The sequence below is a fragment of the Shinella sp. 20P9.1.1 genome (genome assembly GCF_057798995.1).
Genome location: NZ_JBYOLC010000008.1, coordinates 109984 through 126547, shown reverse-complemented (window position 1 = coordinate 126547; position 16564 = coordinate 109984). Strand labels below are relative to the sequence as shown.

At 63.0% G+C, this 16564-nt stretch carries 16 protein-coding genes; 10 read left to right on the top strand and 6 right to left on the bottom strand.

The genetic code is table 11. The features are described 5' to 3' along the window. Positions 1 to 162 precede the first annotated feature (162 nt). The 4 genes from AC27VQ_RS15540 to AC27VQ_RS15525 all read left to right on the top strand — a co-directional run bounded on the left by AC27VQ_RS15540 (position 163) and on the right by AC27VQ_RS15525 (position 4666). Complete coding sequence (locus tag AC27VQ_RS15540) at positions 163 to 1539, top strand: murein hydrolase activator EnvC family protein (RefSeq protein ID WP_488717064.1); 1377 nt, start codon at positions 163 to 165, stop codon at positions 1537 to 1539. Further along, positions 1529 to 2851, top strand: a complete 1323-nt coding sequence (locus tag AC27VQ_RS15535; protein ID WP_488716959.1) for a S41 family peptidase — start codon at positions 1529 to 1531, stop codon at positions 2849 to 2851. Before AC27VQ_RS15540 ends, AC27VQ_RS15535 begins: the two co-directional genes overlap by 11 nt. Positions 2852 to 2923: 72 nt before the next feature. After that, a complete protein-coding gene (locus AC27VQ_RS15530) occupies positions 2924 to 4129 on the top strand; it encodes a divergent polysaccharide deacetylase family protein (protein ID WP_488716958.1) in 1206 nt (401 codons plus the stop codon). A gap of 9 nt (positions 4130 to 4138) precedes the next feature. Then, on the top strand, positions 4139 to 4666 hold the full coding sequence (locus AC27VQ_RS15525; protein ID WP_421590035.1) for an RNA pyrophosphohydrolase: 528 nt from the start codon (positions 4139 to 4141) through the stop codon (positions 4664 to 4666). A 55-nt stretch (positions 4667 to 4721) separates the two neighbouring features. Here AC27VQ_RS15525 and AC27VQ_RS15520 read toward each other — a convergent pair whose 3' ends face one another. From AC27VQ_RS15520 to AC27VQ_RS15510, 3 genes are all read right to left on the bottom strand, one after another. Beyond that, positions 4722 to 7691: a calcium-binding protein gene (locus AC27VQ_RS15520; RefSeq protein WP_488716957.1), complete on the bottom strand. Its 2970-nt coding sequence runs from the start codon at positions 7689 to 7691 to the stop codon at positions 4722 to 4724. A gap of 414 nt (positions 7692 to 8105) precedes the next feature. Continuing rightward, on the bottom strand, positions 8106 to 8591 hold the full coding sequence (bfr, locus tag AC27VQ_RS15515; RefSeq protein ID WP_421590032.1) for a bacterioferritin: 486 nt from the start codon (positions 8589 to 8591) through the stop codon (positions 8106 to 8108). Next, positions 8557 to 8868 carry a (2Fe-2S)-binding protein gene (locus tag AC27VQ_RS15510; RefSeq protein ID WP_313524097.1) on the bottom strand — a complete coding sequence of 104 codons (312 nt, stop codon included), beginning with the start codon at positions 8866 to 8868 and terminating at the stop codon, positions 8557 to 8559. Before AC27VQ_RS15510 ends, bfr begins: the two co-directional genes overlap by 35 nt. A 386-nt stretch (positions 8869 to 9254) precedes the next feature. On the opposite strand from AC27VQ_RS15510, the gene AC27VQ_RS15505 reads away from it, so the two are divergent. After that, positions 9255 to 9689, top strand: coding sequence for a metallopeptidase family protein (locus tag AC27VQ_RS15505; RefSeq protein WP_313524094.1), 435 nt, complete (start codon positions 9255 to 9257; stop codon positions 9687 to 9689). 23 nt (positions 9690 to 9712) lie between these two features. Here AC27VQ_RS15505 and AC27VQ_RS15500 read toward each other — a convergent pair whose 3' ends face one another. Together AC27VQ_RS15500 and AC27VQ_RS15495 are read right to left on the bottom strand one after the other, a co-directional pair. Beyond that, complete coding sequence (locus AC27VQ_RS15500; RefSeq protein WP_313524092.1) at positions 9713 to 9919, bottom strand: DUF1737 domain-containing protein; 207 nt, start codon at positions 9917 to 9919, stop codon at positions 9713 to 9715. Further along, complete coding sequence (locus AC27VQ_RS15495) at positions 9916 to 10839, bottom strand: HpcH/HpaI aldolase/citrate lyase family protein (RefSeq protein ID WP_488716956.1); 924 nt, start codon at positions 10837 to 10839, stop codon at positions 9916 to 9918. The genes AC27VQ_RS15500 and AC27VQ_RS15495 overlap by 4 nt, the downstream gene beginning before the upstream one ends. Before the next feature lie 108 nt (positions 10840 to 10947). Here AC27VQ_RS15495 and AC27VQ_RS15490 point away from each other — a divergent pair, with 108 nt between their 5' ends. The 5 genes from AC27VQ_RS15490 (at position 10948) to AC27VQ_RS15470 (ending at position 14365) form a co-directional block, all read left to right on the top strand. Beyond that, complete coding sequence (locus AC27VQ_RS15490; protein WP_488716955.1) at positions 10948 to 11202, top strand: hypothetical protein; 255 nt, start codon at positions 10948 to 10950, stop codon at positions 11200 to 11202. 151 nt (positions 11203 to 11353) lie between these two features. Then, positions 11354 to 11959 (top strand): 3-isopropylmalate dehydratase small subunit, encoded by a 606-nt coding sequence (leuD, locus tag AC27VQ_RS15485; RefSeq protein ID WP_421590028.1) that lies wholly within the window; start codon positions 11354 to 11356, stop codon positions 11957 to 11959. A 4-nt stretch (positions 11960 to 11963) separates the two neighbouring features. Further along, on the top strand, positions 11964 to 12344 hold the full coding sequence (locus tag AC27VQ_RS15480) for a RidA family protein (protein ID WP_488716954.1): 381 nt from the start codon (positions 11964 to 11966) through the stop codon (positions 12342 to 12344). Positions 12345 to 12440: 96 nt separating this feature from the next. Beyond that, positions 12441 to 13550 (top strand): 3-isopropylmalate dehydrogenase, encoded by a 1110-nt coding sequence (gene leuB / locus AC27VQ_RS15475; RefSeq protein ID WP_313524077.1) that lies wholly within the window; start codon positions 12441 to 12443, stop codon positions 13548 to 13550. A 122-nt stretch (positions 13551 to 13672) separates the two neighbouring features. Continuing rightward, positions 13673 to 14365 (top strand): phosphatase PAP2 family protein, encoded by a 693-nt coding sequence (locus AC27VQ_RS15470; protein WP_488716953.1) that lies wholly within the window; start codon positions 13673 to 13675, stop codon positions 14363 to 14365. A 64-nt stretch (positions 14366 to 14429) separates the two neighbouring features. Here AC27VQ_RS15470 and AC27VQ_RS15465 read toward each other — a convergent pair whose 3' ends face one another. Continuing rightward, positions 14430 to 16319: an MFS transporter gene (locus AC27VQ_RS15465; protein ID WP_488716952.1), complete on the bottom strand. Its 1890-nt coding sequence runs from the start codon at positions 16317 to 16319 to the stop codon at positions 14430 to 14432. Between the last annotated feature and the right edge of the window lie 245 nt (positions 16320 to 16564).

Below are 16564 nucleotides of genomic sequence, written 5' to 3'. Positions count from 1 at the left end.
AGGATGGCAGAGGCCGTATTTTTGGCACTCTTCTGTCCAAGGGATCTTCAGGCTGCGGGATTTCTTGGCGAAAGCGCCAAATCAGCTTAGAGCGGTCAGAACAGATTTTGGGAAACGATGAGGAAAACCGGCAAAGCCTTTCCCGGTGGAGACGTCAGCCGCCTGCTGCGGCCGGCGCTGCTTTCGGCTGTGCTATCGCTTGCCCTCCTGCCCCATCCCATCGCCGCCGAGCCGAACGAGGCCGCCGTTACGACCGGTTCCCTGCCGAAGGCCGAGGTCGATCCCGCCGCCGCTCTGTCGCTGCGCCGCGACAGCACGCGCCGCGAACTGGAAACGCTGTCCCAGTCGATCACCGTCTCCGACGAGAAGACCAAGGCGCTGGAAGCCGAAATCGCCAAACTCGACAAATCACGCCAGACGCTGCGCGGCGAGATCGTGAAATCCGCGGCCATGCGCAAGGACATGGAAGAGAAGATCCTCGCCGGCGAAAAGCGGCTGGAAGGCATGCGCGAGCGGGAAGCGGGCGTGCGCGCCTCGCTGCATGATCGCCGCGGCCTGCTCGCCGAAGTGCTCGCCGCCCTCCAGCGCATGGGCCGTAACCCGCCGCCGGCGCTGCTCGTGACGCCGGACGATGCCCTGTCGTCGGTGCGCAGCGCCATCCTGCTCGGCGCCGTGGTGCCAGGCATCCGCAAGGAGACCGATGGGCTCATCGACGATCTCTCCGCGCTGATGGACATCAAGAGCGACATCGACCGAGAGCACACCGAACTGACCGACGCCATGCAGCTCAGGCTCGAGGAGGAGAAGCGCTCCGAGCTGCTGATCGCCGAGAACGAGACGCTTGCCACGACCAACAACCGCACGCTCGCCGCCGAGCGCCGCCGCGCCGAAGAGCTCGCGGCGCGTGCCTCGAGCCTCGAGGGCCTGATCGGCAGCCTCGAGCAGGAGATCGGCTCGGTGCGCGATGCCGCAGCGCTTGCCAAGTCCCAGGAGGAGGCGCGGCGCAACCAGTCGGACGCCGAGCGCGAGAAGGCGCGGGCGCTCGCCCGCGATAGCGTGCCCGACAAAAACCGCATTGCTCCCGCATACGAATTTCAGGAATTGCAGGCAAAACTCGACTATCCCGTGGCCGGCGACGTGCTGCGCCGGTTCGGTGACGCTGACGGTACCGGCCATGATTCGCAGGGCATGACGCTGGCGACCAATGCGGGCGCCCTCGTCACGGCACCGTCTGATGGATGGATCGTCTTTGCCGGAACGTTTCGCAGTTATGGACGCATGATCATCCTGAATGCCGGCGAGGGCTACCATCTGGTGCTTTCGGGCATGGACAAGGTGAATGTGCGTGAGGGTCAGTTCGTCGTGGCGGGTGAACCGCTCGCCGTGATGGGTGAAAAAAGGGTTGCGAGTGTCAATGCTTTGACGCTGGAAACAGACAAGCCGACACTTTACATTGAATTCCGAAAGAACGGAAAACCGGTTGATTCCCAGCCGTGGTGGTCCGCCAAATATTCTGGAAAGGCACGCAATGATTCGTAGGGCTTCACTCGTTCTCGTCGGTGCACTCATGGGTGCGACGGCCATGAGCGTCATCAACACGGCAACGTTGCCCGCCGAAGCCGCCGGCTCGTCGACCTATCGCGAGCTGTCCATCTTCGGCGACGTGTTCGAGCGTGTGCGCGCGCAGTACGTGACGCCGCCGAAGGAAGACCAGCTGATCGAGAACGCCATCAACGGCATGCTCTCCTCGCTCGACCCGCATTCCTCATATATGAATGCCAAGGACGCCGAGGACATGCGCACCCAGACGCGCGGCGAATTCGGCGGCCTCGGCATCGAAGTCACGATGGAAGACGAACTCGTCAAGGTCATCACCCCGATCGACGACACGCCGGCTGCCCGTGCCGGCGTGCTGGCCGGCGACTTCATCGCGAAGATCGACGGTACCGACGTGCGCGGCCTGAAGCTGGAAGAAGCCGTCGAGAAGATGCGCGGCGCCGTCAACACGCCGATCAAGCTGACGCTGATCCGCAAGGGCGCCGACAAGCCGATCGAACTCACCATCATGCGCGACATCATCGCCGTCCGGGCCGTGAAGTCCCGCGTGGAAGGCGATGTCGGTTATCTGCGCGTCATCTCCTTCACGGAGAAGACCTATGACGACCTGGAAGCCGCGATTACCAAGATCAAGAAGGAAGTTCCGGAAGACAAGCTGAAGGGCTACGTGCTCGACCTGCGCCTCAATCCGGGCGGTCTGCTCGACCAGGCGATCAACGTGTCCGACGCCTTCCTGGAGCGTGGCGAGGTCGTTTCGACCCGTGGCCGCAACGAGGACGAAACCCGCCGCTTCAACGCGACGCCAGGCGACGATGCCGACGGCAAGCCCGTCATCGTGCTGGTCAACGGCGGCTCGGCTTCGGCCTCGGAGATCGTCGCAGGCGCGCTGCAGGATCTGCGCCGCGCCACCGTGCTCGGCACGCGCTCCTTCGGCAAGGGTTCGGTCCAGACCATTATTCCGATGGGCGACGCCGGTGCGCTTCGCCTGACGACCGCGCTCTACTACACGCCGTCGGGCAAATCGATCCAGGGCACGGGTATTACGCCCGACATCACGGTCGAACAGCCGCTGCCGGCCGATCTGCAGGGCAAGCTGGAAACCGCGGGTGAATCCAGCCTGCGCGGCCATATCCAGGGCCAGAGCGAGACGGATCAGGGCTCCGGTTCGGCCGCCTATGTGCCGCCGGAAGCCAAGGACGACGTGCAGCTTCAGTACGCGCTGGAACTGCTGCGCGGCCAGAAGACCGACAAGGCGTTTCCGGCCAATCCGGAAAAGGCCGAGCTGAAGAACTAATCCCCCTCATCCGGGCCCGTCACCGCACGGGCCCGGATGTCCTTATGCAGCTTCGGCCAGCGCGGACTGACCTTGGGCACAGACATTCACGCACCGCTCGGCCAGGACCGCAAGGCAAGGCCGCAACCGGCGGGACCGTCACGGTTCTCCGTCGGCAATGTCGTGTTTGCCCTCGCCGTCACCGCCCTTCTCGGCTTTTCCGGCTGGACGGCCTTGGCGCCGAGCGGCCTCATCACAACGCCGCTGCCCTTACCCGCAGAAGAAACTGCCAATAACAACCAGACCGCTGACACCAAGGCCGACCAGAAGGTCGCCATAGCCAAGGAACGTGTACCCCGCACATCAGGGCTATCAGGCGCACGCGTCGAGGAAACGCTGACCGATGACGGCAATGTCGTGCGCACCTACAAGCCCGGCGGGCGCACAGGGTCCGGCCCGCTCATCATCGAAGCCAGCGGCGTCGGCCAGGATTCGCGCACGGCCGCCTTCCCGAACGAGGACTTGCTGGAGGATACGTCGGACGGCAAGATCCCCGTGATCGGCCTCGACGGCACACGGCCGATGGATCAATACGCCCGGCCCTGGTCGGGTGCGCGCGGCACGCGCATCGCCATCGTCGTCGGCGGCCTCGGCCTCAGCCAGACGGGCACGCAGCGCGCCATCAAGGAATTGCCGGGTGAAGTGACGCTCGCCTTCGCGGCCAGCGGAAACAGCCTGCCGCGCTGGATGCAGGAAGCCCGCCGCGACGGCCACGAAATCCTGTTGCAGGTGCCCTTCGAGCCCTTCGATTACCCGGAGAACGATCCCGGCCCGCACACGCTGCGCACCGATCTCAGCGAAGCCAAGAACCTCGCCGAGCTGCACCGCGCCATGGCGAAGACCACCAACTATACCGGCATCGTGAACTTCATGGGCGGGCGCTTCCTGTCGGATGCGGACGCCCTGGAGCCCGTCATGCGCGATGTCGCCAGCCGCGGCCTGCTCTTCCTCGACGACGGCAGTTCGGCGCAGTCGCTCTCCGGCACGATTGCCGGCGCCGTCGAGGCATCGCATGCTTTCGCCGATCTCCAGCTCGATGCCGACCTGTCGCGCGAATCGGTGCTGAAGAAGCTCGATGAGCTGGAACGCATCGCGCGGCGCAACGGCACGGCCATCGGCATCGCCTCGGCCTTCGACGAGAGTGTGGACGCCATTCGCGAATGGTGCGAGGAAGCAGGCGGCCGCGGCATCGAGATCGTCGGCGTCGCATCGCTCGCGGATATCCCCGCCAAACAATAGGACCTTTCGATGGGCAAGGACAAAGACAGGGTGATCAGGGCCGAGGATCTGCCCTACCGCCCCTGCGTCGGCATCATGGTGCTGAATGCGGACAACAAGGTCTGGGCCGGCCGGCGCATCGCCATCGGCAATTCCGAATATGACGGCTCGCCGCAGCTGTGGCAGATGCCGCAGGGCGGCATCGACAAGGGCGAAGATCCGCTGGAAGCCGCCTATCGCGAACTCTACGAGGAAACCGGCATGAAGAGCGTCTCGCTGCTGGCGGACGCGGGGCGCTGGATCAATTACGACCTCCCGGAGCACCTGATCGGCATCGGCCTCAAGGGCAAGTTCCGCGGCCAGACGCAGCGCTGGTACGCCTTCCGCTTCGAAGGGGCCGAAAGCGAGATCGCCATCAACCCGCCACCGGGCGGCCACGAGCCGGAATTCGACGAATGGGGCTGGAAGCCGATGCGGGAGCTGCCCGAGCTCATCGTGCCCTTCAAGCGCAAGGTCTATGAAGAGGTCGTCGCCGCCTTCGCGCATCTCGCGCCCTGAATGCAAAAACCCTCCCCAGGGCGAGCCGGGGAGGGTTCTCTTCGGTCTGACGTGATCAGAGGAAGCCGAAGTCGCTCGTCGAGAGCGTCTTGATGCCCTGCAGCGTGGCAACCAGTTCGAGATCCGCGTCCGAACCCTTGCCGTCAGCGTCGAACCACAGGCGACCGTTGTCGCTCTCGAACAGGAACGTGCCCTTGCTCGATGTCGCCACCGGATCGGCACCGACGACCAGCGTGACGGTCGCATCACCGGATGCGATGCCATAGTCGCTGCGATCGATCATCAGCTTGTCCTGGCCGCGGGTGAAGTCAGTGATGACGTCACCCTCGCCGTCCCGGCCTTCGAGGTTGAAGATGAACAGATCCTTGCCGGAACCGCCGGTGAGCCAGTCGTCGCCCGCGCCACCGGAGAGCATGTCGTCGCCGCCACGGCCTTGCAGCACGTCGTCGGCGCCGCCGCCATAGAGCGTGTTGGCGCCGGCATCGCCCCGGATATCGTCGTCGGCGCTGCTGCCGTGGATAATCTCGACATTCTTGACGGTGAGACCAAGGGCAAGGCCCTTATTCTTCGCCTGGTTTTCCAGATCGAGGACCACGGAGGTCGGACCGTCCTTGAACATCAGCGTGTCCTGGCCGGAACCGCCGTCGAAGACGTCCTTGCCGGTGAAGGCGGTGCGAACGAGCGTGTCATGGCCGGCATCGCCGAACAGCAGGTCGTCGCCGGCACCGTCTTCCAGCCAGTCATGACCATCGGCACCATGCAGCACGTCGTTGCCGGCATTGCCGAACAGCTTGTCGTTGAGGCTGCCGCCGGTGACCGTGTCCTTGCCCTTTGAGCCGTCATAGACGAGTGTTTCGAAGGCGTTGAAGCTGGTCGTGGCATCGACAGTCACCTTGCCGGTGGTGAACTTGAAGCTGATATCCTTCGTCTGCTCGGCAACATCGAGATCAAGGGTGTCGGTACCGATGCCGCCGTCGGCGGTATCACCGATGCCGGCATAGACGGTGTCGTTGCCAGCCTCCGCATAGAGCTTGTCGCGGCCGCCGGTCTTGTTGAGACCGTCGCCATAGAGCGTGTCGTTGCCGTCGCCACCACGCAGCGTGTCATTGCCGGCATCGCCCGAGAGGATGTCGTTGCCGGCACCGCCCGTCAGCGTGTCGGTGCCGGCACCGCCGCGCAGCTCGTCATTCAGCGAACCGCCGGTAAAGACATCATTGCCCGTCCCGCCGTAAAGCGCGACGCGCTCGATATTGTTCACCGTAACCGGCGTGCCGGCGACGACGACGCTCGGCGCCACCTTGAAGGTGATGCCCGAGGAATATTTGCTGAAATCGATGGAGGCGAAGTCCGTACCTGCGCCGCCGTTGAGCGTCAGCTTGCCGGTGGAGGCCGTGCGGTAGAAGCTGTCATTGCCCGCGCCGAGATCGACCGTGTTGTGGCCGATCGACGAGCCCAGGTCGCCGACGCGCACCACGTCGTTGCCGTCGCCGGCATTGATCGTGTTGGTGCCGCCGTTATCGTAGAGAGTATCGTTGCCCGCACCCGATGTCAGCTTGTCATTGCCCTTGCCGCCATCGAGCACGTCCGCACCGGCCGTGCCGATCAGCGTATCGTTGCCGGCAAAGCCGTAGAAGCGCACGCTGCTGGCTGAGCCGACCGATTTGACGACGTCATTGCCCGAACCGAAGGCAACCTCGATCGTCTCAAAGTTCTTCAGCACCGTGCCGTCGCTGATCTTGGCGGAGGCACTCGTCGCCTCGAAGGTCAGGGCCGCTGTCGCGGTCTTGCGATCGACAGAGACCGTGTCGATGCCCTTGCCGCCATCGGCCGTATCGGCACCGCCGTCACCGAGGAGCACATAGTCGGCACCCGCGCCGGTCGTGACCTTGTCCTTGCCCAGGCCGGCATCGACACGGTTGCTGCCGTCACCGGCATTTACGACATCGTTGCCGGCCCCGGAATTGATGACATCGTTGCCGGCAAGCGTCGTGATCGTGTTGGCGCCGCTACCGGTCGCGTTGACCGTATAGTGCTCGAAGCCCGAAATGGTCGTGCCGCCGCCGATCGTGTTGACGACGGTCGCCGCCTTGGCCGTGAAGTTGCCGGTAAAGGCATCGAGCACCAGGCGGTCGCTGCCGCTCGTATCGGTGATGGTGTCTTTACCCTCACCATATTTATAGGTCACGGTGTCGTTACCGGAACCGCCGTTGATCGTATCGTTACCGGCCCCACCATCGATAAGATCGTCACCGGCATCGCCATAGAGCTTGTCGTTGCCGGCATCGCCATTGATGAAATCCATGCCGGTGCCGCCATAAACGGTATCGTTGCCGGCGCCACCTTGGAGAATATCCTCGCCCTGGTCGCCGTAGATGAGATCGTCATCGGCACCACCGTCGATGAGATCCAGGCCGTAGCCGCCCCGTAGCGTATCCTGGCCCTCGTCGCCGCTCAGTATGTCCATGCCGCGGCCACCGGAAAGGATGTCATTGCCGAGACCACCCGTCAGAATGTCGGTGTAGTTGCCGCCGGTGATCTTGTCGGCAAAATCCGTGCCGGTGATCTGGAAGCTCTCGACCTGCACCGCGGTGACATTGCCTGTCAGCACCTGCGGCGAAATCCAGTCCTTGATCGTTATGTTGAGGCCGGTTGCCTGATCGGAATAGTCGAGGCTCAGAATGTCGGTGCCTGAACCGCCGTTGACGACGTCGCCTGACGCGGTCTGCAGCCGGTTGAGCATGAACATGTCACGGCCTGAACCGCCATAGAGCGTGTCGGCACCCGCACCGCCATCGAACATGTCGTTGCCGCTGTCGCCGTAAAGCGTGTCCTTGCCCTCGTCTCCCATGAGGAAGTCGTCCTGGAAGGAACCATTGGCCGTGTCGTCGCCGGCACCGCCCATGATCTGGTCTTTACCCATGCCGCCGTTGATCTTGTCGGCGCCGCCGAGCGCCATGATGAAATCGTCTTCGAGATCGCTGCCGAGCAGATTGTCGACGCCATCCGTACCTATTACCGTACCCATTCAGGTCTCCTGATCTAGCCTTCTGGACATGCGCCGGCGTCCACGATCTCATCCAAGCCGTCTCGGAAGGCATCGCGGTCCGAGAAGAGATGCCTGACCAGGCGCCCAGATGGACAATGCCTAAGCAGGGCCAAGAGCAACGTCAAGTTGCGATTTTTTGCATCTTTTCGGGCGGGGACCGGCGTCGTCTGTTCAGTCGAACGCTGCGGGCTGCATGCGTTCTTGCCGGCTATATTGTGCAAAAAAAGTCACGCCCCTGTTCCCGCGGGAACTGACAGGGGGGCGCGCGGCACCGGCGCGAGCCCCCCTGTTACCGGGGGAACAGGCTGAAAAGCCGACGGCCGGAAACGAAAAAACCCCGGACAAGCCGGGGTTTTCATCGATCGGGGTGGCTGGCCGCGAAGGGCCGGGCCCTTATTCGGCTTCGTTGGCCGGGGCCGCGTTGAGCTGGCCGTACTTTTCCTCTCCGAGCTTGCCGAGCAGCTCCAGCTGGGTTTCGAGGAAGTCGATATGGCCTTCTTCGTCGATCAGCAGTTCTTCGAACAGCTTCATGGTGACGTAGTCGCCGGCCTCGTGACAGATGTCGCGCGACTTCTTGTAGGCCGCGCGGGCGTCGTATTCGCCGGCGAGATCGGCTTCCAGGACTTCCTTGACGTTCTGGCCGATGCGCAGCGGTGCGACCGTCTGCAGGTTCGGGTGGCCTTCGAGGAAGATGATGCGTGCGACGAGCTTGTCGGCGTGCTGCATCTCTTCGATGGACTCGGCACGCTCCTTCTTGGCGAGAAGCGTGTAACCCCAGTCCTCGAGAAGGCGGTAATGGAGCCAGTACTGGTTGACAGCACCCAGCTCGAGATAGAGCGCTTCGTTAAGCTGCTCGATGACCCTTTTGTCGCCTTTCAAGATCCGCTCTCCTGTTTTCTTCATGGAATTGTTTGAGGCGGGTCATGAAATCAAATATCTCGTCGCCCGTCGAGTCACGGCGAGCGTGATACTGCTCCGTGGTGCGGATGATGATATCGACGACATTCGGGAAACAGCCGCAGCAACGACCGCGCTTCTGCATCGCGTGATAGACCTTTGCAGGCACGATCAGCTGCCAACAGTCCTCGTCGAGGAGGCTGTTGACCACGTCGGCAATGTCCGTGTCGGTGATGAAATTGCAGCTGCAAACGAGCATTTCGTCTTGCCTGTCTTACGCTAAGCACTGGATTTCCGGCATTAAGCAAAAGAGGACATTGGGTGTCAAGAATGAACAGGTCAGGCTTGCTGACTCAATAATTTAGAGTCGTTCTAATCTTGATTAGAATCATCGTCTTTTCAGCACCTTACAGTTCGACGACAGTGGACAGCGCGGCCTCCGTCTGCGTCAAACTGACCGATCACGAATTGTTGCAAAACCCCGTTTTCACTGAGCGCATTTCTGAATCCGGCGAAACATCCAGAACGGCCCTGCGGCCGAATCGAGTACAAGCCGCCCGGTTTCAGCGACCGAAGCCGCGCGCTTTGCAATTGTACCCTCGAAAAACCCTGGAAATCGTCTATATGACGGGCAAAGGAGAGCCCATGGCCCGCATTGACCAGACCGAGGATTGGCGCAACCGCCATGCCCCGACCATCAGCACGTTCGAATCGCTGGCGCTGGAGTCCTATGGTCACCTGCCGGAAGAGTTCCGCGCGCTGACGGGCAACCTCATCATCGAGATCGCCGAATTCCCGAGCGACGACGTCTTCGAGGACATGGCGCTCGAAACGCCCTTCGACCTGCTCGGCCTGTTCGAGGGCCGTGGCATCAGCGAGCGCTTCACCGTCGAGACCGGCGAGATGCCGAACCGCATTACCCTCTACCGCCGCCCGATCCTCGATTACTGGGCGGAGAACGAGGAAACGCTCGGCGACATCATCACCCACGTGCTCATCCACGAGATCGGCCACCATTTCGGCCTGTCGGACGACGACATGGAGCGCATCGAGGCGAGCGCGGAAATCGCGGCGGGCTGACACGCCGCGACCGATGTTTCTGCCTATTGCTCGGAAAGCTTGATATCCGGCGTATATTCCTTGCCCGGCACGTCCTTCACGACCGCCTGGCCGCACTGCATGACCTTGGCATCGGCATTGTAGGCATAGGTCGGCGAGCCGTGCAGCTCCCAGCCCTTGTTCAGCGCCAGCGTCACCTTGTGGCAGAAGGAGGCGTCGTCGACGGCGGTGAGGAAACGGTAGACTTTCATGCGGTTCTCTTTCTCTCGTTGATCAGGTCGACCTTGGCGAGCAGACGGCCCGCCTGGTCGGCATGGAGCTTTTCGACCATGCGGCCGGCGATGGTGACAACCGCCTTGCCCGCATTGTCGGGTGCGGCGAAGGCCGCGACGATCGCCAGCGCTTCGGCAGCCTCGGCCTCCGTGACGCCATAGGCCGCATTGGCCGTGGCGATCTGCGCCGGATGTATCAGCATCTTGCCGTCGAAACCCATCTGCCGGCCCTGGCGGCATTCGGCCTCAAGACCGTCGGCATCCGCAAAATCGTTGAAGACGGCGTCGATGACATCGAGCCCGTAGGCGCGCGCAGCGACGACCACCTGAAGCAGCAGCGGCGTGAGATAGGGGCGGCCGGCAATATCGGCAATGCCGGTTTCCTTGCGCAGGTCGTTGAGACCGACGACGAGACAATCGAGCCTTCCGCCCTCCGTGCGGCCCGTCTCGGCGATGGCGGCGAGGTTGAGAAGGCCGGCGGCCGTCTCGATCATCGCCCAGAGCCGTGGCCCCCAGTCCCGGTCGTCATCGGCGCCGGCCTCGGAGAGCCAGTCGGCAACGGTCAGCACGTCCTGCGGCTCGGCGACCTTCGGCAGCACCACAGCATCGGGCATGCAGTCCAGCACCGCTTCGAGGTCGAGCACGCCATCCGGCCCGTCAAGCGGGTTGATGCGGATGACATGCTCATGGCCGGTGGACCGGTCGAGCGTGGCGAAATGCGCGATCAGCGCCGCGCGCGCCTCCGCCTTCTTCTCCGGCAGAACGGAATCTTCGAGATCGAAGAGAACGACATCGCAATCGAGCGTTACGGACTTGGCAAGCGCCCTGGCATTGATGGCGGGAACGCTCAGCACCGAGCGGCGCAGGCGAAGCGGATGGTGGTGCGGGGTCCTGTTCATGCGCTCTTTGTGCCGCGCTTTGCCGCAGGCGGCAAGCGCCCAAAGATTCGGCCTTGCAATGAACAAAATCGGTCCCCACATTGCTCTTTGCAGAAAGGGCAAATCAAAATGCAGCGTATCCGCTCCATCCTCTTCACCGTCTTCGCCATGCTGGTCGCCGGCGCAACCGTCGTGTTCGCCGCCTCGATCGGCCTTGCCATCGCCGGCATCTTCGCCGTGCTGATGCTCGGCTCCATGCTCGCAGGCAAGCTCCAGCCGGCACCCGTCCGCGCCACGGCGCGTGCGCGAAACGATCGCGCGGCCCCCGGCCAGCGCGAGCCGCGCATCTGGAACGACGGCCGCGGGACGATCATCGACCTCTAAGCGAGGTCTCCTCCGAATAAGGATATCCGGGCGCCTCTTTTGCGCCCGGCGACTGCGTTTGCGGCCCCTGATCAAGATTTCCCTTCAAATTCCGGGAAAACTGATCTAAACGCTTGGCAAAATCACACCACCGTATTTCGAGGGTTTCCGCATGGACAAGTTCGTCAAGCTGACCGGCGTCGCCGCGCCGCTCCCCGTCGTCAATATAGACACGGACATGATCATTCCCAAGGATTACCTGAAGACGATCAAGCGCACCGGCCTCGGCACCGGCCTCTTCGCCGAAGCGCGCTACCATGAAGACGGCAGCGTCAACGAAGATTTCGTGCTGAACAAGCCCGCCTACCAGAACGCCACGATCCTGGTCGCCGGCGACAATTTCGGCTGCGGCTCGTCGCGTGAGCACGCGCCGTGGGCGCTGCTCGACTTCGGTATCCGCTGCGTCATCTCCACCAGCTTTGCCGACATCTTCTACAACAACTGTTTCAAGAACGGCATCCTGCCGATCGTCGTCAGCCAGGACGACCTCGACAAGCTGATGGACGATGCCAGCCGCGGCTCCAACGCCATCCTGACCGTCGACCTCGAAGCCCAGGAAATCACCGGTCCCGACGGCGGCCGCATCGGCTTCGAAATCGACGCCTTCCGCCGCCACTGCCTGCTGAACGGCCTCGACGACATCGGCCTGACGCTGGAAAAGGCGACCGCGATCGACAGCTTCGAGAAGCAGAACGCGTCCTCGCGTCCCTGGGCATAAGGCAATGCGCCGGCTGATCTCGTCCGGCTCTCCTTTCGAAGCGACGGCGGGCTATTCGCGCGCCGTCGTTTCCGGCGACTGGTGCTTCGTCTCCGGCACGACCGGCTACGACTACGCCACAATGACCATGCCCGACAGCGTCGAGGAACAGACACGCAACTGCCTTGCCACCATCGGCAAGGTTTTGGTCGATGCCGGCTTTTCCTTCGAGGATGTCGTGCGCTGCCACTATTACGTGACCGAAGCCGCCTTCGCCGACCGTGTCTTCCCGATCCTCGGCGAAACCTTCGGCACGATCCGCCCAGCCGCCACCATGGTCGTCTGCGATCTCATCCGGCCGGAAATGCGGATCGAAATCGAAGTCACGGCACTCCGGCAGAGCTGAATCGTCAGCGCAAAATTCTTTCGTTTCGGCGATTTTCCTTGAACGGAAGTTGCGCTAAGAAGCGCGCGACCCATTCGTGACATCAAGGAAAATCCCATGACAGCGCGTAACCTCCTCCTCCTGCCCGGCGACGGCATCGGCCCGGAAGCCATGGCGGAAGTCCGCAAGATCATCGCCTATATGAACGCCGAGCTCGGCGCCGGTTTTACGACCGACGAAGGCCTCGTCGGCGGCTCGGCCTATGACGCCCATGGCGTGGCGATCTCGGAAGGCGACATGGAGAAGGCGCTTGCGGCGGATGCCGTGCTGTTCGGCGCCGTCGGCGGCCCGAAGTGGGATGCCGTTCCCTATGAGGTGCGCCCGGAAGCCGGCCTGCTGCGCCTGCGCAAGGACCTGAAGCTCTTCGCAAACCTGCGCCCGGCCATCTGCTACCCGGCGCTTGCCAACGCGTCCTCGCTGAAGCCGGAACTCGTCGAAGGCCTCGATATCCTCATCGTGCGCGAACTGACGGGCGGCGTCTATTTCGGCGAGCCGAAGGAAATCATCGATCTCGGCAACGGCCAGAAGCGCGGCATCGACACGCAGGTCTATGACACCTACGAGATCGAACGCATCGCCGGCGTCGCCTTCGAACTCGCCCGCACGCGCGGCAACCGCGTCTGCTCGATGGAAAAGCGCAACGTCATGAAGTCGGGCGTTCTGTGGAACCAGGTCGTCACCGAAACGCACAAGCGCGCCTATTCCGACGTACAGCTGGAACACATGCTGGCCGACGCCGGCGGCATGCAGCTCGTCCGTGCGCCAAAACAGTTCGACGTCATCGTGACGGACAACCTGTTCGGCGACATGCTCTCCGACGTCGCCGCCATGCTGACCGGCTCGCTCGGCATGCTGCCGTCGGCCTCGCTCGGTGCGCCGGACGCCAAGGGCCAGCGTAAGGCGCTCTATGAGCCCGTGCACGGCTCGGCACCCGACATCGCCGGCAAGGGCATCGCCAACCCGATCGCCATGATCGCCTCCTTCGCCATGTGCCTGCGCTACTCGTTCAACATGGTCGCGGAAGCCGACAACCTCGAAAAGGCGATCGCCGACGTGCTCGACAGCGGTATCCGCACCGGCGACATCATGTCGGAAGGCAGCCGGCAGGTCGGCACGACCGAAATGGGCGACGCCATCCTCGCGGCGTTCAAGACACTCTCGGCCTGAGCCGAAACCCGTCGCTGAAAAGGCTCCCGGCGCAACTGCTCCGGGAGCCTTTTTCGTTTTCATCCCTTGAAAAGCCGCGTTGCGCCAGCACATGGAAGCGACGCCATTTGCAAGGGATGACCATGAACCGATCGCTCGCGACCTCCTCGCTCTGGATCCTCGCCGCCACCGTCGTGCTCGTCGTGGCGCTTCTTCCCTTCGATCCCGCCATTTCGCAACGCGCCCAGGGACTTCCCGGCGCCGTCGTCACCTTCAACCAGCGCATCACCGATTTCGGCACGTTCAGCTGGATGATCTACGGCTCCGGCTTTCTCGTCATCCTCGCCTATGTCGCGCACCGGATCAGCCGCAACGAGACGCTGACGGGCAAAACGCGGACTGCGTGGCGGCTGCCGCTCTATTTTTTCGTGACGACAGGCGCGACCACCACACTCGTGCATCTGGTCAAATTGCTCGTCGGCCGGGCGCGGCCGGAACTGTTTGCCGACCATGGCGCCTACAGCCTGACGCCCTTCGCCTATAACGACCTCTATTCCAGCTTTCCCTCAGGCCATTCGGCGGCCGTGGGGGCATTTTTCGGCGCGTTTTCCATGCTCGTGCCGCGCCTGCGGCCGCTCTTCCTGCTCGGTGCGCTGGTAATCGGCCTTTCGCGCATCATCGTCGGTGCGCATTATCCGAGCGATGTCGCCGCCGGCCTGCTGCTCGGCCTCTGGACGGCCGTTGCCACCGCCTTCTTCTTCGCCCGCAGGGACTGGCTCTTCCGCTTCGACGAGCGCGGCTGGCCCTTGCCGAAATCCATGCTGCCAAGACCCTGAAACGAAGAACCCGGCGCGTGTTGCCACGCGCCGGGTCCGCCAAGGATTGTTCGGAAGGGGGAGATCAATCCATGGCGTGGATGTCGCGGTCCTTCGTTTCCGGCAGGAAGAGAAGACCGATGACCAGCGTGATGCCTGCAAAGACGATCGGGTACCACAGGCCGTAGTAGATATCGCCCTGGGCAGCGCTCATCGCGAAGGCCATTGCCGGCAAAAGACCGCCGAACCAGCCGTTGCCGATATGATAGGGCAGCGACATGCCGGTGTAGCGGATGCGGGTCGGGAACAGTTCGACCAAGAGCGCGGCGATCGGGCCGTAGACCATCGTGACATAGATCACGAGCACGGTCAGCACGGCGATGATCGTGATCCAGTTCACCTGGGCCGGATCGGCGACCATGGTATAGGCACCACCGCCGGCAATCGAGTAGACGGCCATGTCGGTGACGCCGGCGGCTTCCTCGGCCGTCAGCAGCTTGCCGGAGACGAGATCGGCGGCAGGCATGCTGGCCTTTTCACCGGCGCGGATGGCCGCTGCATCGAGCTTCAGCTCCGGGTTGGCGGCAACGAAGGCGTCAAGCTTCGCATCCGGCACCTTTGCGACGCCACGGACCAGCGGGTAGCCGGCATCGTGCAGCGCCATGTTGGTCTGCTTCTGGAAGGCGCCGTCGAGCGCCTTGGCCTGATCACCGGCAGCAACAGCGTCGTAGCTGTTGATCGTCTGCTCGCCGATCTTCACCGTCGCCGCCGTGCCGGCCGCCGCCGTGGTGACGACGTCATAGGGCACGGAGTTGCGGGTCAGGAACGAGGTCGCGATATCGCACGAGGTGGTGAACTTCGCCGTGCCCGTCGGGTTGAACTGGAACTTGCAGTCGCCGGGGGCTGCGGTGACGGTCGCGCGGACCGTGTCCTGTGCCGTGGCGAGTGCCGGATTGCCGGCCCAGGTCAACGCCTTGAACAGCGGGAAGTAGGTGAGCATGGCAAGCAGCAGGCCGGCCATGATGATCGGCTTGCGGCCGATCTTGTCCGACAGCCAGCCGAAGAAGACGAAGAAGCCGGTGCCGATCAGGAGCGAGCAGGCGACCATGATATTGGCCGACTGGCCGTCCACCTTCAGCACGCCGGTCAGGAAGAACAGCGCGTAGAACTGGCCGGAATACCAGACGACGGCCTGGCCGACGACGGCGCCGAACAGCGCGAGCAGCGCGATCTTGGCATTGCGCCACTGGCCGAAGGCTTCCGTCAGCGGTGCCTTGGAGCCCTTGCCCTCTTCCTTCATCTTCGCGAAGGCCGGCGATTCGTTCATCTTGAGACGGATCCATACGGAAACGCCGAGCAGAACGGCTGAAAGCAAGAACGGAACGCGCCAGCCCCAGGCCGCGAAGGCTTCCTTGCCGAGAAGGAACTGCACGGCGAGAATGACCACAAGCGACAGGAACAGGCCGAGCGTCGCCGTCGTCTGGATCCATGAGGTGAAGTAACCGCGCCGTCCATCCGGCGCATGTTCGGCGACATAGGTCGCCGCACCGCCATACTCGCCGCCGAGCGCCAGGCCCTGCAGCATGCGCAGCAGGATCAGGATGATCGGAGCGGCGATGCCGATGGTGGCGGCATCCGGCAGCAGGCCCACGACGAAGGTCGAAAAGCCCATGATCAGAATGGTGACGAGGAAGGTGTATTTGCGCCCGACGAGATCGCCGAGGCGGCCGAACACCAGCGCACCGAACGGGCGCACCAGAAAGCCGGCGGCGAAGGCGAGCAGCGCGAAGATGTTGCGCGTCGTTTCCGGATACTGGCTGAAGAAAGCGGACGCGATATAGAGCGTCAAAGAGCCGTAGAGATAGAAATCGTACCACTCGAAAACGGTGCCGAGAGAAGAGGCGAAGATCACCTTCTTCTGCTCGCCGGTCATGGGCGCCGACTTGGCGGTGCCCACCGTCGAAACATTTGCCATTTGTTTGTCCTCCACAAAAACGGCGTGTCGGGGCAGCCCGTATGAGGTCCGATCTTTCTCCCTAAAAACATCGGACAGGGTGCGCCTGATGGAAGGATGGCAGAAAACGAAACGCCGCATCAGCACTGCTTTGGACTTATGACTTTCGGTGTAGGACTTAAGTCGGAGGCAGGGAGCGGCCGTGATTTGTCCGAACCGGCACGCAAGGCTTGACTCTTCGGCAGATGAGCGTATTCAGCACGCAC